Annotated in this window: 13 protein-coding genes; 5 read left to right on the top strand and 8 right to left on the bottom strand. The window is 61.6% G+C overall.

Going from position 1 to position 21,910, the window contains the following annotated elements; all coding sequences use genetic code 11:
- Positions 1 to 8: 8 nt before the first annotated feature.
- The 5 genes from AB7783_RS01695 to AB7783_RS01675 all read right to left on the bottom strand — a co-directional run bounded on the left by AB7783_RS01695 (position 9) and on the right by AB7783_RS01675 (position 5,566).
- Positions 9 to 884, bottom strand: coding sequence for an ABC transporter permease (locus tag AB7783_RS01695; protein WP_441276633.1), 876 nt, complete (start codon positions 882 to 884; stop codon positions 9 to 11).
- Positions 881 to 1,837 (bottom strand): ABC transporter permease, encoded by a 957-nt coding sequence (locus tag AB7783_RS01690; RefSeq protein ID WP_441276632.1) that lies wholly within the window; start codon positions 1,835 to 1,837, stop codon positions 881 to 883. The genes AB7783_RS01695 and AB7783_RS01690 overlap by 4 nt, the downstream gene beginning before the upstream one ends.
- Positions 1,838 to 1,900: 63 nt before the next feature.
- Positions 1,901 to 3,454 (bottom strand): ABC transporter substrate-binding protein, encoded by a 1,554-nt coding sequence (locus AB7783_RS01685; protein WP_441276631.1) that lies wholly within the window; start codon positions 3,452 to 3,454, stop codon positions 1,901 to 1,903.
- A gap of 19 nt (positions 3,455 to 3,473) precedes the next feature.
- The gene (locus tag AB7783_RS01680; RefSeq protein WP_441276630.1) at positions 3,474 to 4,496 is read right to left on the bottom strand and encodes an ABC transporter ATP-binding protein; all 1,023 of its coding nucleotides are present in this window, start codon (positions 4,494 to 4,496) and stop codon (positions 3,474 to 3,476) included.
- Between the two features lie 8 nt (positions 4,497 to 4,504).
- A complete protein-coding gene (locus AB7783_RS01675) occupies positions 4,505 to 5,566 on the bottom strand; it encodes an ABC transporter ATP-binding protein (protein ID WP_441276629.1) in 1,062 nt (353 codons plus the stop codon).
- 349 nt (positions 5,567 to 5,915) lie between these two features.
- Here AB7783_RS01675 and AB7783_RS01670 point away from each other — a divergent pair, with 349 nt between their 5' ends.
- Positions 5,916 to 6,716, top strand: a complete 801-nt coding sequence (locus tag AB7783_RS01670) for a GntR family transcriptional regulator (RefSeq protein WP_441276628.1) — start codon at positions 5,916 to 5,918, stop codon at positions 6,714 to 6,716.
- Between the two features lie 105 nt (positions 6,717 to 6,821).
- Here the strand turns inward: AB7783_RS01670 and AB7783_RS01665 are convergent, their stop codons facing one another.
- Positions 6,822 to 15,155 (bottom strand): ExeM/NucH family extracellular endonuclease, encoded by an 8,334-nt coding sequence (locus tag AB7783_RS01665; RefSeq protein WP_441276627.1) that lies wholly within the window; start codon positions 15,153 to 15,155, stop codon positions 6,822 to 6,824.
- A gap of 568 nt (positions 15,156 to 15,723) precedes the next feature.
- Here AB7783_RS01665 and AB7783_RS01660 point away from each other — a divergent pair.
- The 3 genes from AB7783_RS01660 to AB7783_RS01650 all read left to right on the top strand — a co-directional run bounded on the left by AB7783_RS01660 (position 15,724) and on the right by AB7783_RS01650 (position 19,291).
- Positions 15,724 to 17,502 carry a type I secretion system permease/ATPase gene (locus AB7783_RS01660; protein ID WP_441276626.1) on the top strand — a complete coding sequence of 593 codons (1,779 nt, stop codon included), beginning with the start codon at positions 15,724 to 15,726 and terminating at the stop codon, positions 17,500 to 17,502.
- Positions 17,503 to 17,512: 10 nt separating this feature from the next.
- Positions 17,513 to 18,838: an HlyD family type I secretion periplasmic adaptor subunit gene (locus tag AB7783_RS01655; protein ID WP_441276625.1), complete on the top strand. Its 1,326-nt coding sequence runs from the start codon at positions 17,513 to 17,515 to the stop codon at positions 18,836 to 18,838.
- Between the two features lie 132 nt (positions 18,839 to 18,970).
- Positions 18,971 to 19,291: a hypothetical protein gene (locus tag AB7783_RS01650; protein ID WP_441276624.1), complete on the top strand. Its 321-nt coding sequence runs from the start codon at positions 18,971 to 18,973 to the stop codon at positions 19,289 to 19,291.
- Between the two features lie 249 nt (positions 19,292 to 19,540).
- Here the strand turns inward: AB7783_RS01650 and AB7783_RS01645 are convergent, their stop codons facing one another.
- On the bottom strand, positions 19,541 to 19,762 hold the full coding sequence (locus tag AB7783_RS01645) for a hypothetical protein (protein ID WP_441276623.1): 222 nt from the start codon (positions 19,760 to 19,762) through the stop codon (positions 19,541 to 19,543).
- A gap of 115 nt (positions 19,763 to 19,877) precedes the next feature.
- Positions 19,878 to 20,057 (bottom strand): hypothetical protein, encoded by a 180-nt coding sequence (locus AB7783_RS01640; RefSeq protein ID WP_089268001.1) that lies wholly within the window; start codon positions 20,055 to 20,057, stop codon positions 19,878 to 19,880.
- 300 nt (positions 20,058 to 20,357) lie between these two features.
- Between AB7783_RS01640 and AB7783_RS01635 the strand changes: the two genes are divergently transcribed.
- Positions 20,358 to 21,860 (top strand): aldehyde dehydrogenase, encoded by a 1,503-nt coding sequence (locus AB7783_RS01635; protein ID WP_441276622.1) that lies wholly within the window; start codon positions 20,358 to 20,360, stop codon positions 21,858 to 21,860.
- Positions 21,861 to 21,910: the final 50 nt, after the last annotated feature.

Genomic DNA, 21,910 nt, shown 5'->3' with positions numbered 1-21,910 from the left:
GGTCTTGGTCAATTACGTTTCATGGTCGGGTCGAGCGCTACGCGCAGCGATTCACCCAGTGTGTTGAAGGCCAGTGCGGTGAACAGGATGGCGAGGCCGGGCGGATACATCTGCTCGGGCGCGATTTCCATATTCTGATAGGCGCGCGCCAGCATCGAGCCCCAGCTCGGATCCGGCGGCTGGATGCCGAGGCCGAGGAAACTGAGGCTCGCTTCCGCCAGGAGCGCCGCGGCCAGCAACAGCGTGACCTGCACGATGACGGGCTGGATCGCGTTCGGCAGCACATGACGCCAAAGAATGCGTGGCGTTGATCCGCCGAAACAGCGCGCGGCATCGACATAAAGCTCATTGCGCACCACCAGCGTGCGCGCACGGACGAGGCGCGCAAGCTGCGGCGAAAACACGATGCCAACCGAGATCATGCCGTTGGTGAGGCCGATGCCGAGCGCACCTGTCACGGCGATCGCCAGCACGATGGCCGGGAACGACAGGAAGCTGTCGATAACACGGCTGATCACCGTATCGACCCAGCCGCCGAGATAGCCAGCGAGAATGCCGACTGGCACGCCGATCAAAACGGCGATCGTCACCGCAAGGAAACTCGCATAGAGCGACGCCATACCGCCATAGATCAGGCGACTGAGCGTATCGCGACCGAGATCGTCAGCACCCAGCCAATGTTGAGTCGACATGGTCGCCAACGCCGCGTCGAGATCCTGCGCAGCCGGCGCGTATGGCGAGATCCACGGGCCGAGGACCGAGATCATGAACAGCGCGACGAGGAAAGTCAGGCTGAAAGCACCGCGTAGATCACTGACGAACCAGCGTACAAAACCCGAGAAACGTCCCGGTCGACCTTCGGGCGCCATCACAGCATCCGTCATGACGAAATCCTCGGATCGAGGACGCTGTAGAGAATGTCCGTGAGCAGATTGAGCGTGACGACGATCAGGACCATGGTGAACACGACGCCCTGCACCACCGGGAAATCGCGGTTCATCGCGCCGTTGACGATCAATCCGCCCATGCCGGGAATCGCGAACACTGCCTCGACCACGACGGTCGCCGCGAGCAGGCGGTTCGCGAGCAGGCTGACGACGGTGAGCAGGTTGACGCTGACATTCTTCAAACCGTGACGCCACAGGATCGATGATGGCGGCAAACCCTTGGCGTGCAGCGTGCGAACCTGTTGCGACGACAGTATCTCGACGAGTGACGACCGCAATTGCCGCGCCACCTCGGCAATGCCGCCGGACGCAAGCGCTACCGCCGGCAGGATGGCATGACTGAGCGACGCCCATGGATCTTTCATGAGCGATACTGCACCCGTGGCCGGCAGCCAATTGAGCTGCAGCGAGAAGAACGCCACGAGCAGCATGCCGAGCCAAAAATTCGGCACGGCGACACCGAGTGAGGCAATCGCCATGACGAAGCCGTCGATCCTCGAGCCCGGCTTGGTTGCCGCGGCAATGCCCAGGGGGATGCCGACCAACATCGCCATGAATAGCGCGAGTGCGACGATCAGCAGCGTATGCGGCAGGCAGCGCTGGATCGAGGTCAGCACCGCTTCGTTGGAGATCAGCGAGCTGGAGAGATCGCCATGCGCCGCCTTCCAGAGCCACGAGCCATATTGCAGCAGGAATGGCTGGTTCAGTCCGTAGAGCTCGCGGATTTCGGCGATCCGCTGCTCCGACGCATTGTCGCCAGCAAGCGTCACCGCAACATCGCCCGGCACCAGCTTGAGCAGGCCGAACACGATGAAGGTTGACAGCACCACCACAGGGATTGTCTGCAGGAGGCGACGACCGATGATGCGGAAGCGTCCGGAATTCAACATGCGCAATTCACACCAGTTAAGGACGCCGCGATGATCGCGGCGCCGGTTGCTGTGTCGGACGGATTAGCCGAGCGAGATGTTTTCGAATTTCGGCTTGCCGAGCAGATTGGGCCTGAAGCCCTTCACCTTGGCGGACAGCGCATCGAGTTCAAACTGGAATGCGAGCGGTGCCGACAGGGCGTTCTCCACCGTAAATTTCTGGATCTTGGCGAACACATCGGCGCGCTTGGCGAGATCTTCGCTGACACGGCTCTCCTGGATCAACTTCGACAACTCCGGCTCGCCGCTACGGCCCGCATTGTAATAGGCGCCTTTGTCAAAGCTCAGCCCGTAGGTCATGCTCGGATCAGGACGCCCGGTCCATGCCGAGACAAGAAGGTCGAACTTCTTCTCGGTGGCGAAGAACTGCGCGCTGATTTCGGCAATGGTGCCGCGGGTGAATTTCAGGCGGATGCCAGCCTTGCCGAGCTGATCCTGGATCACCTCGCCACGCCGCACGGAATCCTGATCCATATAGCCGCCTATGGTCAGTTCGAGACCATCCTTGTAGCCGGCCTCGGCGAGCAGCTGCTTCGCTTTTTCCGTGTTGTTGGGATACATCCCCGCGACGTCCTTGTTGAACGCCCAGTGCGAGCTCGGCAGCGTCATGCGCGCCGGTTCGCCAAGGCCGTTGAGCGCCGCCTTGACGAAAGCATCGCGGTCGAGCGCGAAGTTGATCGCCTGACGGACCTTGACGTTGTCGAGCGGTGCGCGGCCGTAATTGAAGTAGACCTGAATGCAATACAACGTCGGCGAGCTGACAGTTTCCAGATTCTTGGCGCGCTCGATCACCGGCTTCAATCGCGCTGGCAGCTGGAACGCCATATCATTCTGGCCGGCGACGACCGAACGCAAAGCGGTAGCGTTTTCCGGAATGATGTTGAATTCGATGCCGTCCAGATAGGGCCGCCCCTGGCGCCAGTACTGATCATGGCGGGTGACGACGATGATCTCGTTGTCGTTCCAGCGTACGAATTTCCACGGCCCGGCGCCGACCGGCTTGCGGTCGGTCTCATTGCCGAGCGCCTTGATATTGGTCGGCGACACCATCATGCCAGCACGGTCCGACAGAATGGCCGGCAGTGCCGTGTCCGGATTCTTAAGCTTCAGCGTGACCTGCAGCGGACCGGTCACCTCAACCGCTTCCACGCTGGAGAGATCGGGCTTGACGTTGGAGCGCTGATCGGTGCGGTTGCGCTCGAGGTTGAATTTGACGGCCTCGGCATCCATCGGTGTGCCATCGTGGAATTTGATGCCGGCGCTGATGTCGAGCACCATGGTCTTCGGATCGGGGAACGACCATTTCGCCATGCCCGGCTTCGGCTTCAGCGTCTCGTAGTCCCACTCCACCAGCGTGTCATACATGGTCCACAGAATGCTGTGGTCGGAGCCGGCGCCGCCGGTGGCCGGATCGAGCGACGACGGATTGGCCGGCGCGGCGACCTTCAGCACGCCGCCCTTCTTGGCCTCTTGCGCCCAGGCCGGCAGGCCGAGTGCGCCGGTCACGGCAGCGCCGCCCATCAGCGCCAGAATGTCACGACGGCGTAGCGTCCGCTTGCTGAGGTCGATGGTGGTCATTCGATAATCCTCCCGTTGATTATGATGCGCGTTGCGCTTTTTGATTGTCTGGCGGTGGACCGTCCGCCGTGGCGAAATGGCAGGCCACGCGGTGTCCCGGCTTGACGTCGCGCCAGGCTGGCACTTCTTTGGCGCAACGCGGTTGCACCGACGGGCAGCGCGTGCGGAAACGGCAACCCGACGGCGGCGCCACCGGGCTCGGAATTTCACCTTCGAGAATGATGCGGCGGTCGACCCGCAAATGCGACGGCAACGGCACCGGCTCGGCCGACAGCAGCGCGCGCGTATAGGGATGCAGTGGCCGCTCGACCACATCCTCGGCCGGACCGAGCTCCATCAGCTTGCCGAGATAGGTGACGGCGATGCGGTCGGAGATGTGCGAGACCACCGAGATGTCATGGGTGATGAACACATAGGTCAGGCCGAATTCGCGCTGCAGATCGGCAAACAGATTGAGCACGTCGCCGCGGATGGAGACGTCGAGCGCCGCCACCACCTCGTCGCAAACGATGACCTTGGGCCGCAACGTCAGCACGCGCGCGATGTTAACGCGCTGCTTCTGGCCGCCGGACAGCTGATGCGGATAGCGATCGGCGGCTTCGGCGGCAAGGCCGACGCGCTCCAGCACCTCGATGCCACGGCGATGGCGCGAGGCATGATCGCCTTCGCCCATGATCTCCAGCGGCTCGACCACGCTGTCGATGATCGTCATGCGCGGATTGAGCGCGGCATTCGGATCCTGGAAGATAATCTGGTAATCGCGGCGGTGCTTGCGGAATGCGCTTGTGCTGAGGGCAGCCGGATCGGTGCCGTCATGCAGAATCTGGCCGTGACTCGGCGGCAGCAGCGACACCAGCGCACGGCCAAGCGTGGTCTTGCCCGAGCCAGACTCACCGATGATGCCAAAGGTCTCGCCAGCGCGGACCTCGAAATCTATGCCGTCGATCGCCTTGACTGTGTCGCGGCCATCGCGGGTCGGAAACAGGATCCGCAAGTCACGCACTGCGAGAATCCCGCCGCTGTCCCGCTTGTGGCTCCGCATGCCTGACATCAATTCACCGCCCCCGGCAGCACGAGTTCGGGAGCACGCCAGCAGCGCGCGGCACGGCCATTCCCGCTCTCGACCATCGGCTGTTTCTGCTCGCAGCCCGCAACGGCGTGGCTGCAGCGCGCGCGGAAGCGGCAGCCGGCGGGCATTGCATTGGGCGACGGTACGCGGCCGGGAATCGAGGCCAGCACGCCGCGGCGCGGGCTGAGGCTAGGCAGCGAGCGCAGCAGTCCGGATGTATAGGGATGACGCGGCTGCGTCAGCACATCGTCCACCGGGGCATCCTCGACGACCTCACCGGCATACATGGTGATCATGCGGGTGCAGGTTTCGGCGACGACGCCAAGATCATGGGTAATGAAGATCAATGCCGTGCCGGTGCGCTCGCTCAACGAACGCAAGAGATCGGTGATCTGCGCCTGCACGGTCACATCGAGCGCTGTGGTGGGCTCGTCGGCCACAAGCAGCTTCGGCTTGCAGATCAACGCCATCGCGATCATCACGCGCTGGCGCATGCCGCCCGAGAGTTGATGCGGATATTCGTCGCAGCGCCGCTCCGGCGCGGGGATACCGACTTCGCGCAACGCAGCGATGGCGCGCTCGCGCCCCTCCGCGCGACTGACCGGAAAATGGATGCGATAGGCTTCGCTGATCTGATCGCCGACCGTGAAGACAGGATCGAGCGCGCTCATCGGCTCCTGAAAAATCATCGCGATCTCACGGCCGCGCACGGCGCGCATGCGTCGCGGCGACAGAGTGGCTAGATTAATCCCGTTGAACAGGATATCGCCCTGAATGCGCGCCGACTGCGGCGGCAGCAGGCGCAGCAGCGAGAGGCCGGTAACGGTCTTGCCGCATCCGCTCTCACCAACCAAGCCAACGCGCTCGCCCGGCGCGATGGTGAAATTTACGTTCCGGGTGATCGGCAATGCGCCGCGCGCCGTCGTGAATGACAGCGAGAGATCACGCACTTCGAGCAAAGGCGGCTGCGGCGAAACGCCCGCGTCGGGCATTCCAGCAACGCGTGCTGACGAGGGAGCGGAGACGTCGATCGCGGCTGTCATCGCGCTTCGCCAGCCGGAGCACGACCCATTACGCCTCGCGTCATCCACTGCTGCAGGGTTTGCCGGTGCTGCACTTGCACATACGGATGAAAGCCGCAGACGCGTGTCTGTTGGGGTGTCGTCAGTCGGACACGCGCCGACGCGAACAGAGCCACCATGTTCACCTCCCTTGCCATCCCTGTTCTGCAGATCTTGCATCGGGACGTTCCATCGCGGTCCGGCTTGTGCCGGTATGTATTGAAGCGACAGTAACCCAATGAAAGGTCATCGACTGTCAATTGTCAACAATTGACTTCTGCGGTAGACAGGACCGTATGACGCGGCAAGCGTGCATCGGCAGGAGGCAGCCATGGCAGCGACACTTCGCAGGCCATTCAACGATAACCAGCACGACGTCGAACGGAGATTTGCACCGCGTACTATCCCCGACCAGGTTGCGGAGGAACTCGGTGCCGAAATCGTCTCCGGCCGTCGCAAAGCGGGCGAGCGTCTTGTCGAACTCGACCTGGCGCGCGATTTCGGCGTCAGCCGTGGCCCAATCCGTGAAGCGATCCGCATTCTCGAGCGCCGGCGCCTGGTCGACATCTTTCCGCGGCGCGGCGCCTATATCAGACCGCTGTCACTCAAATCGGTGGCTGACCTGTTTAATGTCCGCACCGCACTGTCGATGCTGGCGGTGCGCACCATGGCGACCACGCCGGTCGAAAGCTTCATCGACACACTGGCGCGCCGCTGCGACGAGTTGAGAGCCGGAGTCGAGATCGATGATCCGATGGCTTTCGCACGCACCACGACGCGGGCAGTAAAGACCATTGCACGCGGCTCGGGCAACGAACTGCTCGTCGAACTGCTCACCGACCTTGCCAATCAAACCGTATGGGAAACCATATGGAAGACGCCGCTGGACTATCAGACCCGCGACATCCGCCGACTCAGCGCCGATCTGATGGCATCGACGCTGAAGGCGATCCGGCAGCGGAAGCCGAATGTTGCAGTCACACATCTCGGTCAACTTCTGGAAAGTGATCGCGACCGCGCCTTGTCCACCCTATCGCGCATTCGCGGAGAGACATTCGACCTGAGTGCGCTAACACATAGCGATGGGCACGATAGTATGCCGGCGGACATTGCGCCCGCTCCGCGCGGATGAATTCGACGGGGCTGTAGGCTCAGACGGTAGCGCCTCGCAATTCATCGAGGCAAAAACGTAGGGTGCACACGGGGCGCCAGTAACGCCCCGTGTGCATGTCCGTCGCTAGACGAAGCGGAAGTCGTCAGCGGTGAGCGACGCCAGGCTGGTGTTGGCGAGCGTAACCGCATGGTTTTCATCCAGCGTCACCACGATGCTGCTGCCGACCTGGGCGGTGTGAGACATCACATCGGCATAGTCGGAGAACAGATCGCTGGAGAACTGGATGAAGTCCTTGGAAGATCCGCTCGCGGTGAAGTCGGTGATCATATCCTTTCCGAACCCGGCGGCGAACACGAACACGTCGGAGCCAGAACCGCCAGTCAGGATATCGTCGCCGGTTCCACCGCCGATGATGTCGTTGCCGGAGCCGGCATTCACCTTGTCCGCACCCACACCGGCCACGATGATGTCGTCGCCCGAGCCAGCATCGATGATGTCGTTGCCGTCGCCGCCATCGACGCTGTCATCGCCGGAGCCGGCCTTCAGTGTATCGTTGCCGATGCCGCCGGACACCACGTCGTCGCCGGAACCGCCGTCGATCGCGTCGTCACCAATGCCGCCGCTGAGCGCATCGTCACCCGCACCGCCATTGATGGTGTCGTTGCCGGCACCGCCATCGAAGGTGTCGTCACCGTTGCCGCCGGTAATTTGATCATTGCCCGCACCGAACAGGATCTCTTCGATGCCGGTGAAATGATCGGTCCCGATCCCGGCACCCGTCACCGTTCCAGCCGCGTAGTTGACCGTCAACGCTCCGGTAGCATCCGACAGGTCGAGCACATCGTAGCCGGCTCCGCCGTCGATCGTGTCGTTGCCGGCACCGCCGCGCAGGATGTCGTCGCCGTCACCGCCGTTCAGAACGTCGTTGCCCGCGCCCCCGATCAACGTGTTGGCACCGCTGGTTCCGATCAGAAGATCGTCATAGCCGGTCCCGATCGCATTCTCGATATTGCTGAAGTGATCGGCGCCGGCGAGATAGCCGGGGTAGTAAGCGAGCCCGGAGGCAAGATCGACCGTCACCTTGAAGGTGATCTGGCTGTAGTCGATTGTGTCGGTTCCGTCGCCGCCGTCATAGGTATCCAGCCCGCCGGTGCCGAGGAAAGTATCATTTCCGCTGCCGCCAAACACCAGATCATTGCCGGCAGAACCGGTGATCGCGTCGTCGCCGTTGGTGCCGATCACTAGCTTCCAGGCCCCATCGACAAAATTGAGCTGCTCGACATTACGCAGCGTGTCGATCCCGTCCGGCGCACCATTGCGCAGGTCGGTGACCTTGATGGAGCCGTCCGCGTTCAACGCGTAGCCGTGGTTGTTGAACGTTCCCGTGTAGAACACGGTATCGTTCCCTTCGCCACCATCGATGCTGTCATTGCCGCTATCACCATGAATGGTGTCAGCTCCAATGCCGCCGGCGATATCGTCATTGCCGGATCCGCCCTTGATTAGGTCATCGCCGTCATTGCCATAGAGCGTATCGTCGTCAGCCCCGCCATCGACCTGATCGTTGCCTGCACCGGCATAGATGTAGTCGTTGCCGTTTCCGCCGCTGAGGATGTCAGCACCGCCATATGCGTAGTCCATGGCCATCGTATCGCTGCCGTCGCCGCCATCGATCTCGAAGCCACCAGCCGAGGTGGAGAGAGCGACGTCGTCGCCGGTTCCGAGCAGGATCTTGCCGGTCACCGTCGCACCGACATAGAGGTTCACCTGGTCGTTGCCGGCGCCCATGTCGATGGCCGATCCACCGGTCGCGATGATCGAGCCGGAGTTGTTCAGGGTGTCCCTGGCTCCGCCCATCGATATGCCGCCGATGATCCGGCCCGTGCTGTTGTTGCCGACGAAATCCTCATAGTCGCCAACCAGATTGATCGCCTCATTGCCGCGCAGGTCGAAGCGGGCAGCGTCTTCCGCAGAGACGCCTTCCGGACCGTGACCGTCGCCGCGGATCAGGCCATCATTCACGATCGTGGACACACCCAGCGCGTTGCTGTTGCTGGAATTATCCACCTGGATAGCACGACCGTAACCGTAGATCTCGCCAGTAGCACTGTTGACGACGGAGCCTCCTCCGATGGCGATACCCTCGGAGACGTTCGGTTCGCCATCATGGTAGCCCTCGGCGCCGAGGCCGGCGATACGGCCGTAGTTCAGGACCTGCACCAGACCATCGACGTCGATGGCATCGCCATCGGAGTCGGACAGTTCCGCCGAGCGACCTTCCATCGTGCCGTGGTTGGTGATGAAGACCTTCTCGGCTTCAGAACCGCCATTGTCGATGTTCACCGCCGAGCCGTTGCGGCCGATCATCGTGCCTGAATTGACAACGGTCACAGCATTGTCGCCGGTCACGGCATGGCGCGAACCTTCCATCCAGGCGCCGGCATAGTTGTTGACCTTGCCGCCGGTATCACTCTGGAAGTCGATCAGGTCACCTCCGCCGACGAAGCCAGGATCGGTCGTGATGGTACCCCAGTTATTAACAATCCCGTCATTGCCGGGGCGGATCACGTCGGTGTCGCTCCCGTACTGGCGGATAATGCCGCCGGCGAGATTGTTGATCACCGCCGAAGCGCCGGCTCCATCGAAGCTGCGGAAGTCGATGACGCGACCGCCTGCTTCCATCACGCCAGCATTGTTGATCGTGATGGTCGCATCAGCGTGTCCCGCCTGTTGTGGGCTCAGCGCACCGCGAAGAATGCCGCCTGCTTCGTTGTTGAAGGTCAACGAGCCCGTCACACCGCTCGTGGTGTAGAGCACGCGGCTCGATCCTTCGATCAGGCCGGCATTGTCGACCACGGCGGCTCCGCCGCCCGACCAGAGGATGGCGGTGCCGGCGATCAGCTTGCCGCCAGCATGGACCGAGAGCAGATCGCCGTTGTTGACAGCCACGTTGCTGATGAGTGTGGCGCCGCCCTCGACTGTAACCGTGGAGTAGTCGCTGCCGGTAACCGACCAGGTACCTTCACTGACCACGAGATTTTCGACGTTGATGACAATGTTGCTGGTGTCGATGACGCCGGTACCGGAACCCACCAGTTTCAGGATGTCATTGCCGTCACCGCCATCGATCAACGCCGGCGCGTAATCGTCGGTCGAGACCACGATAATGTCGTCACCATCGCCGCCGGATGCGCTATCGCCGGCTCCGGCAACGAGCCGGTCGTTGCCAGCACCGCCGTCGAGGGTGTCGTAGCCTTCGCCGCCATCGATCTCATCGTCACCGGCGCCGCCGGAGAGCGTGTCGTCACCTTCGCCGCCGGCCAGGATGTCGTTGCCGGCATCGCCGCTGAGAGCGTCGTCACCTTCGCCACCGGTGAGATTGTCGTTTCCGGCACCGCCGAGCAACGTATCATCGCCCTCGCCGCCGTCGAGTTCGTCATTGCCGCCAAGACCCGTCAGCGTGTCATCGCCCTCGCCGCCGGAGATCGTATCGTTGCCGAGTGCGCCAGTGAGGATGTTGTCATCATCGTCGCCGACCAGCACGATCGGCTGCACGGAGAGCACCGTATCCGACCGATAGTCGAGGTTCTGGATTCGAGTGTCATGCGCGCGGTCGGTGTCGAGGACATCGTAAGCCGTTTCGGAATAGTGCGCCGCGAGATATTCGGCGAACGCGTCCTGTTCGGTGCCTTCGGCCGCAAAGTTAGCCACCTGACCAGCATCGGGAACGAGATTCGGAGACAGGTTCACAACATTTGCAAAGGCCGGATTGGCCGCAATGAAGCTCGCGAACGGATAGCCGTCGCCGCCCGTGAGCAGGAAGCTCAGCGTCACGACCCGGATCGCCATATTGGCATCGACAACGAGCTCACCGTTCTCGACCAGGGCAAGGACGGGATTGCCGTTCTCGTCGATCAGCGCCGCCGACTGAATACGGTTGCCGGCCGGGCTATCCTTGTCGAAGGAGTAAGCGATGCCGCCAACCTGAGCGAACTGACCGGGGGTGGCGCCATTCGCGGTCGCGGCCACCGCATGCTCCAGCACCGTCAGCAACTGTGTTGCCGTCACGGTGACCATGGACAAAGCATTGTTGAAGCGCAGCGAGTTGGCGATGTCGAGTTGCGAGATGTCGCCCTCTTCCTTGCCGACACCGGGATTGGCCGATGGCGGGTTTTCCTGGGCGACGCCGCCCACTGCGGAGACGCTGCCGATCGAATCGCGGACACCGCCGCCATTCTTGATCGAGACCATCACCGTCGCATCGGCCTTCTGGGCGTACCAGAGATTGGCGTCGGCCGTGAGGTCGCCCAGATTGGTCTCCTCGGTGCGGACCTCGCCGCGACGGCCTTCCAGATAGACATTGGTGCTGCCGAACAGATTGCCGTCCTGAGCGTCGATCACATTACCGACCCCCTGGGCGATGTCGTTGACGAGATCCCCCTTGCTGCCTTCGGCGAACGGATTGGCATCCGCCGCATCGATATCGCCGTCACCGTCGACGTCGATGACGTCGTCATAAAGATCGGCGACCTCTTCGTCAGTGGTCGCATAAGCACCGCTGACATTAGGATCGACACTTCCCGCGATAACGTTGCCATTGGCGTCGAAATCGACCACAAGCCGGCCAACATAGGAGTATTCGCCGTCAGTATTGACGATCAGCGTGGTGTTGCCGTCGGCATTATGGGTCACGATCGGGTAAGTGCCATCGGCGGTGTCGCCCGGACGCAGCGTATCCTGCGCATCGGCAAGCAGCGTGTTCGATCCGCCCGAGATGATGATGTCGACGCCGTGCAGCAGCGGTGCAAGCGCCTGCTCGAACGCGATCTGCTGGAGATGGCTGACCAGGATGATCTTGTTGATACCCTGGGCGATCAGGCTGTCGATAGTTGGCTGCAGGATCGCAGCAAGTGCGACCATGTCGTCAACATCGTCGCCGATCACCTCGACGCCGCCGGTTGAGGAAATGCTTTCGACGATCTGGGTAGTGGCGCCCACCACGCCGATCTTTTCGCCGCCCTCCTCGATGATGGTCGCAGGCGCGATCTTCTTGCCGATGCCGGCGGCCGGCGGGAAGCCGGAATAATTGTCAGCGTTCTGGATGAGGTTGGTGTAGAGGCCGGCAAGATTGGAATCGCCTGAGAAATCCAGATTGGCAGATAGGAAGGGGAACTGTGCGCCCGGGAAGCCGGCAGTTTGCCGAATGATCGCTGCGAGCGGATTTGTGCCTGCGTCGAATTCGTGATTTCCGATCGCCGAGGCCTGCACGCCGATGATGTTCAGCATCGAGATGTCAGCACTACCGAAGCCCGGCGTGATGTTCAGCGTGCCGCTGGCAAGACCGTAATAGGTCTCGAGCGCGGTCTCATATACTTCCTTCAACGAGGCGTCGCTGCCGGCGCTGAAGAACGGGCCGGGGATGAAGTTGTCGCCCGACGACAGCGTGATCGAATTCGCCTGTGTCTCTTCGAGGTAATCGACGATGGCGGCGAAATTGCCGGCGCGATCGACCGCATCGAGACCGGCCTCGAAATCCGACGCATGCAGGATCTGCAGCCTGTAGGTCGACGGCGTCTGGTTCTGGTTCAGATCGAGGCCAACGATGACGGGATCGTGGTCGGAAACGCGGACATTCGTATCGGCATCGAAGATCGCCGGATCGCGCGAAAAGTCCGTGTTGTAGTCGAGGGCATCGGCCTCATCGGCATTGATGTGCCAGGTGGTGACGCCAGTAACCTGCGACGACAGGCTGTCATTCGCGAACGCGTAATCGAGGGTGCCGGTTTGACCGTCGAAGACGTAGGAATAAGCACCGTCCTCCCGGCCATGCAGGTTTTCATAGCCTGCGTTCTCGATGATGCCCGTTGCCTGCTCCTTGGCGTAGCTGTTGAAATCGCCGAGCATCAGCACGTCGCTATCGCCGGAGCCGGTCGGGTCGCTGTTGGCCCAAGCGGTGAGCGCAGTCGCTGCGAGCTCGCGCTGGTTCTGCCAGTTGCCCTGACCGTCACCCTGGTCAGCATCGAGGCCGGTGCCGGTGCCGCTCTTGGATTTGAGGTGGTTGGCGATTGCGGTGAAAGTTTCACCAGTGGCGATCTGCTCGAACGTCACCGCGAGCGCATTGCGGCTGGTATTCGCGCCGTCGAAGATGTGCCCGACGGTGCTCTGGCTCAGCAGGCCAGAAAGCCCGAGTCCGGGCAGATCGGCATCGTTGAGGATCGCGACCGTCGTCCCGTCCGCGATTTTCACATCCGCGGTCTTGTAGATGAAGCCGACCGCGATCGCATCACCACCAACAAACTGCTGACCGGGATTGACCCAGGCATAGGCGCCGGGGCCTGCAGCGGCATTGAGCTGGCCGACCAGATATTCGATCGCATTTCCCGACGAGCCGGGAAGAAAATCGTTCTCCAGCTCAGTCAGCGCCAGCACGTCGGCGTCCATTGCAAGAATGGTATCGACGAGCTTGCCGGTCTGGCGCGAGAATTCGACGGCGTCGTTGGCGCCGCGCGGCTCCTGACCGATGGCGGTGCTGGCGCCATTGTCCAGCGTCTTGAAGAAATTGAGGACGTTGAAGCTTGCGACCTGGAGCGTGCCGCCGACATCTTCGGGCGCAGCAGTCCGCGGCGCGGCGCCGTCTTCAAACGTATTGGTGCCGCTCTCAACCGAGCGGACCCGCCAGGTCGCGCCCGATGCGGCATTGCCAGCCCACTGATAGTCCAGCACGCCGGTCAGCCCGGTGATAGTGTCCCCCATCCGCGGCGCCGTCGCCGTGTTGTAGGTCGGGCCGAAGCCGTCGAGATTGCTGATGGCCGCGTTCTGGGCGTTCAGGCCATCATCATAGGTGATGGTGCGCGAGCCGAGTTCGGCCAGATAGGCCTGGTAGGCTGCAGCGTCCGGCGCATTTTCCTGAGTGAACTGGGCCGGGCGATCGCCTGCCACGAGCTTGATTTCATTGAAGCGATCGAGGTTGAACTGCTCGGTAATCACGAGTGTCTCTGGCAGCGTGACCAGCATGCCCTCATAGGCTTCGAGGTTCGGCTGATAGTCGCCGTCCTGGCTCAGCGTGGTGCCGGCACCCGGCAAATCGATCACGGTCGCCATCGTGTTGATATCGGCAACTGCTCCCGCTTCAACCACGGAAATGTTGGTCGCGGTGAGTTCGGTGAGACCGAAATACTCGCTGATCGAACCGGTGACACGGACACGGTCGCCGACGGCCACGTCACCGTTGCCGCCGAATACGAAGATGGCTTCAGAGGTCAGGACATTGCCGTCGGAGTCGGTCACCTCTTCCTGAACATAGAAGCCGTTCAGGTTGCGGCTGTTGTCGCCGTCCCCATTCTGCAAATCACCGACGACGATGGCTTCGACAGTGACCGTCTGGCCGACCATTCCGCTGGTGGCGCCCGTACCCTGGATGGCGCTGATCTTGGTGATCGCGACGTCATCATTGACGATGGTGCCGGTGGCTCGCGCGGTGCCGATCGTGATCGCCACGGCGGTGGAATTGGAAGCGCTCTGAAGCGTCAGCGTGAAATTTTCATTCGGCTCGCTGGTGGTGTCACCGGCGACCATAACGGTCACCGTTGCCGAGCCCTGCCCAGCCGGGATCACGCCGCTAAAGCTGCTCGGCACGCTTCCAACAAAATCCGATGCGTCGGTCTGCGCAGAGGCAATGGTTCCGGAGAATGAGACATCGCCATCGGTGCCACCACTGCGCTCCACGGTGAATTGATAGACCGTCGAGCCGCTATTGCCCTCGTCATGCGAGACCGACACCGTGCCTGCAGAAAAGCCGACAGTCTGACCTACGACCGGGGTGCTGGCATTGCTCGTGACGCGGATATCGTCGATCCCGACCCACTCGTCATTGCCACCGGCATTGGTGGTGAGAATCCGGACCTGCAAGTCCGCGTGACCATTGACTTCGGACGGCAGCAGTAAATTGAAAGGCGTCACTTGAGTTGCGGCATTCGCGGTAGTCACGTCGGCAGCGTAGCCACCCGGCACATTCGTCCAGGACCCGGCGGAACCGACCCGGTACTGCACGGCAATTGGCTGGGACGCATCGTCTGCGCTGCCGTCGAGATCGCGCGCATTGAAGGTCAGTCGCACATTATCGCGGCCGCTCGCATCGAGATAAAGCACGAGGCTCGGTGCGTCGGCAGTACCCGAGCCGTTCAGTGCAATGGTCGGATTGGCAACAGCGAATTCCGCTACGCCGCCATTGGTAAGAGAATTCGGGGCAGTCTGATTGGCGATCACATCGACGGCGCCGAGTCCAGCGCCGGTCAATGTCCGCGGATCGGTGCCAGTTGGCGAACCAGCGTTGATGTCACCGAGATAGCCGACGATCGATGGAACGGAAGACCAATTATCATCGGCGTTGATTGCGCCGGCATTGGACCAATCCTGGACGAGATCGCTAACGGCAAGGGCGTGATATGTCGTTGACATGAAATCGGCTTCCATCGTTGAGGCGTGCGTCGAACATCGCTCGCTTCGCAGAATGCGAAGACGCGCGACCGACTGCCTTTGGTTAACGAAAAGTTAATGCGCCGGATGTAGCCACGTCGATTTAACAGCCGCGTGACTGGTTTCTAACGCCGCAGTGAAGCCACGCGCCGACCGCTCTTTTTGCTCGACTATACAAAGGCGACACAGCAAATCGCGACATCGTGCCACACCCGCAAAAGTGCAAAGCGTTGCGGGTTGCTCCACCGCGGATTGGTCGCAGTTCGCATCGTAGAACGATGAAACTGATCGAACTACACTGAATTACTTCGAGCTCCCGATCGATCGTGCGGCAAAACAGCGGCCGAGGTCCGCGCACGCAATGCGCAAGAAAGGATGTGCTTGCTGTTGCAATGTATTCTCGCGCACATCACCCACCATTCACGTGGCTGATCGCGCGACAGAAAATTGCACGCGGACGCAATTCACACGCTGTCACGCAGTTGACGCTGAAGCCAGATAACGAACTCGATCGGCGCGCATCGCTGTCGCTTACTGGCCCAGGTGAAATATGACCGCAGCAATTTCGGCAGACAGAACAGCCGGATCGAAGCACCAAGATCTTCCGAGTGCCGCTCTCGCATCATGTCGTAGCGCGTTCCTGTCTGTCGGGTTGTTCTCCGCCGTGGTCAACATCCTGATGCTGACCGGATCCATTTACATGCTGCAGGTCTATGACCGCGTCATTCCCTCGCGCAGCATTCCTACTCTCGTATCGCTCTCGATTATCGTAATTGCGATCTACGCCGTGCAGGGTGTTTTCGACTGGTTGCGCCAGCGGATCCTGACGCGCATCGGAGCTGCACTTGATGGCGCGTTGTGGGAGCCGGTGAATTCCGCCATTTTGCGATCACCTTTGAAGTCCAGCCGCGGCGGCGGCGTTCAACTCGCTCATGATCTGGATTCAGTGCGTGGGTTCCTATCCGGCCTCGGGCCGACAACGCTGTTCGATCTGCCGTGGATGCCGCTATATCTCGCCGGGTGCTTCCTGCTGCATCCGTATCTTGGATGGACGCTGGTCGGTGGCGCAACCATTCTGTTCGGCATTGCTCTTGTTACGGAAATTCTGACACGGAAGCCCACGCGAGAAGCATCCCGCCATGCCGCCATACGCAACATCCAGCTGGAGGCGGGACGCCGCAATGCCGAGGTCGTCGCCGCCCTCGGCATTGAGCGACGAGTCATCTCACGCATCGGCGCAGCCAATGCGGATCAGATCGCTGCTCAGCAGCACGGTTCCGATATTGCCGGTGCACTTGGCACGCTATCGAAGACCCTGCGGTTCATCTTGCAATCGGCATTGCTCGGACTAGGCGCTTGGCTGGTAATCGAAGGACAGGCCAGCAGTGGTGTCATGATTGCCTCCTCGATCATGGGCAGCCGTGCGCTGGCTCCCGTCGAACTGGCGATCTCGGTTTGGCGTCCTTTCGTCGGCGCCCGCCAGGCCTGGCAGCGGTTACGCGACGCGCTGTCGTCTCAAGACGAGAGCCCTTCTGCCGTTGCGCCAGAACGTGCTCAACACATTCTCACGGTCGATCAGGTTTTCATTATCGCACCGGGTGGCGCCAAGGCCATCGTTCAGAATGCCACGTTCCAACTCAAAGCCGGCCAGGCTGTTGGAATCATCGGACCGTCGGCGTCGGGCAAATCCACATTGGCGCGTGCGCTGGTCGGGATCTGGCCTGCAGCGCGCGGCGAGATCCGCCTCGATGGCGCAACCCTCGACCAGTGGCCCGCCGAAATTCGGGGCGGCTTGATGGGCTATTTGCCGCAAGACGTCGAATTGTTCGACGGCACGGTGGCTGAGAACATTGCCCGCTTCGATCCGGAGATGGATGGACCGACCGTCATTGCCGCCGCAAAAGCCGCGGGTGCCTATGACATGATCCTTAACCTGCCAAAGGGCTTCGAAATGCGAATCGGTGAAGCCGGCGCTGCCCTCTCGGGTGGACAGCGGCAACGGGTAGCGCTTGCACGTGCGCTCTACAGGGACCCGTTCATGGTGGTGCTCGACGAACCGAATGCCAATCTCGACGTCGAAGGCGACGCAGCACTGACTCAGGCAATCAAGGGCGTACGTGAACGCGGCGGAATCGCCATCATTGTCGCACACCGCCCGGCGGCTCTCGCAGGGGTCGATCTCGTGATGACGCTCGCCAATGGCCAGGTCCAGGCATTTGGTCCGAAAGATGAAGTTCTGCGCAAGGCGCTTGCCTCGCAACACCCTGCAAACCAGGTGGCGCCACAGCCGGTGCACGAAGTCCGCATGACCGCTGACGGCCGAAGCTGAGGAAACCCTGATGCCAAATTCTGCAACGCCCAACTCAAGCCGCCCTGATCCCTTCCGCGATATCCGGCGAACTGCATATGCGGGACTGGCTATACTCGCCGTGGCGATCTCCACCGCTGGCGTGTGGGCGGCAACCGCGCCACTCGCGAGCGCGGTGATAGCGCCGGCACAGATCGTCGTCGATAGCAACGTGCGCAGGATTCAGCATCCGACCGGCGGGGTGGTCGCCGAAATTCTTGTCAATGATGGGGACCGCGTACGCGCAGGCGACGTTCTGGTCCGGCTTGACGAGACCATGACGCGAGCCAACCTGGCGCTGATCGAAAACCAGCTCAACCAGTTCTGGACGCGCCGAGCGCGGCTGCGCGCGGAACAGGATGGCCGCGACGCCTTCGTGATACCGGGCGAGCTTGCGGACCGTATCGAATTGCCCGCGATCGCCGACATCATCACCGGTGAAACGAGCCTGTTGCTCAGACGACGCGAAGCCGTCAGCGGCCAACAGTCGCAACTGCGCGAGCGCACGTCGCAGATCGGTGAGGAGATCCATGGCCTTGCCGCTCAGATCGAGTCGAAGCGCGAACAGATCCGACTGATCCAGCGCGAACTCGAAGGGGTTCGCCAGCTCTTCGAGAAAAATCTAATTCCCTACGCACGGCTGACCACACTCGAACGCGAAGCCGCGCGGCTGATCGGCGAGGAAGGACAATTGATCGCCGAAACGGCGCGGGCCAAAGGCCGCATCACCGAGACAGAACTGCAGACGCTTCAGGTCGTGCAGGATCAGCGACGCGAGATCGCGACCGAGCTGCGCGAGGTGGAGATCAAGATGGCCGATCTCTCCGAGCGCCGGATCGCAGCAGTCGATCAACTCGCACGCGTGATGCTGCGGGCGCCGCAGGACGGGATGGTTCACCAGAAGACGATCCATACGGTGGGCGGCGTTATTACTGCGGGCGAACAGTTGATGCTTATCGTTCCGGAGAAAGATTCTCTCGTGGTCGAGGCGCGGGTCGATCCGCAAATGATTGACCGCCTCCGACTAGGTCAATCCGCGAAGCTGCGCTTCACCGCTTTCGATTCCGCGATCACACCGGATCTCAACGGAAGGCTTACCCGCATAGCGGCCGATCTCACAAAAGACCAGCAGTCCGGCGCGTCCTATTATGTAGCGCGCATTAGCCTCATCGACGGAGAACTCGCCAAACTCGGCGGGAAGGCACTTGTGCCGGGCATGCCGGTCGAAGCCTATATTCAGAATGGCTCCCGTACCGCGTTCGCCTATCTCCGCAAGCCGATCGAGGACCAACTGGCTCGCTCGTTCCGTCACGACTGAATCGAGTCGCCCCGGCCTCAACCTCCGCATTGATGACCCCATCAATCTGCGCAAGGTTTTCCGTGACTATTCATTACCCATACCGCGGCACCCTTCCCTCAGCGTCAACCTAAGCGAATCGGCGGCGACATCATGGACAGGCATAAGGGACGCGAACTGTTGCTCGCAGATACGATAGCATTCCTGCAGGCGATCGGAGAAGGACTGGTGCTCGCCGTCAAGCTGAAGGCGCCGCTTTCGCCGGAGATCGTCGCCGCGGCCAGGTATTTGCGGGGATATCACGAGGGACCGAGACCGACGCAGATCGAAGAGCTGCGCAGGGAGCTCCGTACTGTCGTCGAGGTGTTCGGCAAGATGCAGTGCGCCCTGCGTCGCAGGCAACCGGGTGACAATCAGATCGCTGTCGACTGCACAACTGACAACGACGAGTCGATAATGAGGAAGGCCGCCTGACAGCCCAATCCACTGCTCTTGCTGCTCCACTGAACCCGAGCCGCGCTATCTGCGACTAATCGGTATGCCACATGCCCTGACACGCGCCTGGACGAGATTGATGGACTGGATCGAGAATGCCGTCCACTTCGTGGACTGGCTGACGGATGACCCATCCCCGACCAACAAATTTCTGGAAGAGCCGCCAATTAAGGAACGAGCCACACCGGACAAACGATCGACACGCTAGCGCGCAACGTCGCACGGATTTCAGTTGACCGAGACCGATCGCCGGCCACGGGAGCCGCGCCAGCTTGCTGGCGCATAGGGCAACGCCGTATATGCCGATGAGCGCCTCACCGCTGCGGCGCCACGCGACACGCGGTTCTTCGGCGCAAACATCCATCCGATCAGGCCAAGCGTCGTTTTGCACGCCGTCGCGGGCGTCGACGCTGCAATCGGTGTCGCCTTCAATCCAAATTGTCTGGGCATTCAAACCTCCATCCCGGAATTCCGATTACGCCAAAAGGGCGCTCCGAATCCCAGCCGAGATTGAATTTATACACCGCGAATCTTGTGGCGCACTTGCGCTGCATCAAGTCACCAATCAGTGCAGAACGGCGTGCGCCATCTGCTCATCGAACGGCCGTGCGGCCATCTGCGCACGCAGCTCGGCCAGTTCGGTCTCGAGTTGCTGATTGACGAGAATGAGTGCTGCCACGGTACCGCGGGTGTCGCCGTGGCAGGCGGCGATGAGATCGTCGACTTCCGCGTCTAACTTGGTCATTGAAAAAATCTCCTGCCGCGCTTTCGGTTGCCTTCAATAATCGGCTGAGCGTTGCATCAATATTAAACGATACCGGAGTCGTTGGCGTCATCGCCAACGTGCATGAATACCGGTTAAGAGCGCCTTTCCGGGCTCAAAGAATCCACAAGCGACTTTCTGCAATCGGTTTAAGCGACCCGTTTCAATCACCGCGCTGCAACCGCGCGTTGATCGCAAAATCACCTGTTTCTGATTAGTCATAGTCCGCCGAACCGGCTACCGCCGTCAGGCCGATCACGATGCAAATTCAAGGACATGCCAATGATGAACGATGGTCGCCCGTTCGGGCTTTATATCAATGGCCGGTTTCAGCCAGCCTCGACCGGCCGTACCATCAAGATCGAGAACCCGAAGGACTGCAGCCATCTGGCCGATGTCGCCGAGGGGGACGAAAAGGATATCGATCTGGCCATCGACGCCGCCGAACGCGCCGGCAAAATCTGGGCGGCGACACCGGGCGCGGTCCGCGGCGACATCATGCACCGGGCCGGCGAACTTCTGGCCAAAAAGCTCCCCGAACTGGTGACCATCGAGGTCGACCAGATCGGCCGCGCCCGCCGCGAAATGACTGCCCAGCTAGGCCGGCTGCCGGAATGGTTTCGCTATTTCGGCGCTCTGGCGCGCACCCATGAGGACACCGTCCCGCCGTTCGGCGGCAACTTCCTGAATTATACCCGCCGTGTCCCGCTCGGCGTCGTCGGCCATGTGACGCCATGGAATCATCCGCTCCTGATCCTCACCAAGAAGATCGCGCCGTCGATGGCGGCGGGCAATACGATGGTGGTGAAACCCAGCGAGCTGGCGCCGATTACACCGCTCCTGCTCGGCGACATCTTCAAGGAAGCCGGCGTGCCCGACGGCGTCTACAATGTCGTGCCCGGCTACGGTGCCACCGCCGGCAAGGCGCTGACCACCAGCAAGCGCATCAAAAAGATCGATCTCACCGGGGGCACCGAAACCGGCAAGATGGTGGCTTCAATGGCCGGTGCCAACCTCACCAAGGTGGCCGCCGAACTCGGCGGCAAGGCTGCGGTCATCCTGTTCGACGACACCTCAATCGAGCGCGGCGTCGCGGCGGCCCTGTTCGCCTCGTTCATCGCAACCGGTCAGACCTGCGTCCAGGGTGCGCGGCTGCTGGTGCAACGTTCCGTGCATGACACCGTGGTCGCCGAACTGGTGAAGCGCACTAACGCGATCCGGATCGGCGATCCGCAAGACATGGCGACGCAGATGGGCCCGCTGGTCTCGGCCAAGCAGCGCGAGCTGACCGAACGCTACGTCAAGATCGGACTCGAGGAAGGTGCGACGCTCGCCGCGGGCGGCAAGCGGCCGGACGGCAAGGCCTTCGAGAACGGCTATTATCATCAGCCGACGATCTTCACGAACGTGACCGGCAGCATGCGCATTGCGCAGGAAGAGATCTTCGGGCCAGTCGTCGTCGTGATCCCGTTCGACACCGAAGAGGAAGCCATCGCGCTATCCAATGGCACCGAATTCGGCCTGGCCACCTCGATCTGGACCCGCGACGTCACCCGCGCCCATCGCGTTGCGCATCGGCTGGAGAGTGGCATCGTCTGGATCAACGACCACCACCGCATCGATCCCTGCTCGCCCTGGGGCGGCTTCAAGATGAGCGGCATCGGCCGCGAGAACGGCATCGTCGCCTATGAGGAATACACCCAGATCCAGAACGTGATCGTCAATCTCTCGGACGAGCCGTTCGACTGGTATGCCGATGACGGGCAGGAAAAGCGGTATAGCTAAAGCACGCAAAAAGCGTAGGGCGGATTAGCGTAGCGTAATCCGCCCTACGC

This window comes from Tardiphaga sp. 172_B4_N1_3 (genome assembly GCF_052076035.1).
GTDB classification, from domain to species: Bacteria; Pseudomonadota; Alphaproteobacteria; order Rhizobiales; family Xanthobacteraceae; genus Tardiphaga; species Tardiphaga robiniae.
This window is presented reverse-complemented; position numbering and strand designations above follow the sequence as displayed.

Bases quoted from the DNA above. Each gene is read 5' to 3' on its own strand.
- AB7783_RS01665 (WP_441276627.1), bottom strand. From the start codon at position 15,155: ATGTCAACGACATATCACGCCCTTGCCGTTAGCGATCTCGTCCAGGAT.
- AB7783_RS01660 (WP_441276626.1), top strand. From the start codon at position 15,724: ATGACCGCAGCAATTTCGGCAGACAGAACAGCCGGATCGAAGCACCAA.
- AB7783_RS01655 (WP_441276625.1), top strand. From the start codon at position 17,513: ATGCCAAATTCTGCAACGCCCAACTCAAGCCGCCCTGATCCCTTCCGC.
- AB7783_RS01635 (WP_441276622.1), top strand. From the start codon at position 20,358: ATGATGAACGATGGTCGCCCGTTCGGGCTTTATATCAATGGCCGGTTT.
- AB7783_RS01650 (WP_441276624.1), top strand. From the start codon at position 18,971: ATGGACAGGCATAAGGGACGCGAACTGTTGCTCGCAGATACGATAGCA.
- AB7783_RS01680 (WP_441276630.1), bottom strand. From the start codon at position 4,496: ATGCGGAGCCACAAGCGGGACAGCGGCGGGATTCTCGCAGTGCGTGAC.
- AB7783_RS01675 (WP_441276629.1), bottom strand. From the start codon at position 5,566: ATGACAGCCGCGATCGACGTCTCCGCTCCCTCGTCAGCACGCGTTGCT.
- AB7783_RS01645 (WP_441276623.1), bottom strand. From the start codon at position 19,762: ATGCCCAGACAATTTGGATTGAAGGCGACACCGATTGCAGCGTCGACG.
- AB7783_RS01685 (WP_441276631.1), bottom strand. From the start codon at position 3,454: ATGACCACCATCGACCTCAGCAAGCGGACGCTACGCCGTCGTGACATT.
- AB7783_RS01690 (WP_441276632.1), bottom strand. From the start codon at position 1,837: ATGTTGAATTCCGGACGCTTCCGCATCATCGGTCGTCGCCTCCTGCAG.
- AB7783_RS01670 (WP_441276628.1), top strand. From the start codon at position 5,916: ATGGCAGCGACACTTCGCAGGCCATTCAACGATAACCAGCACGACGTC.
- AB7783_RS01695 (WP_441276633.1), bottom strand. From the start codon at position 884: ATGACGGATGCTGTGATGGCGCCCGAAGGTCGACCGGGACGTTTCTCG.
- AB7783_RS01640 (WP_089268001.1), bottom strand. From the start codon at position 20,057: ATGACCAAGTTAGACGCGGAAGTCGACGATCTCATCGCCGCCTGCCAC.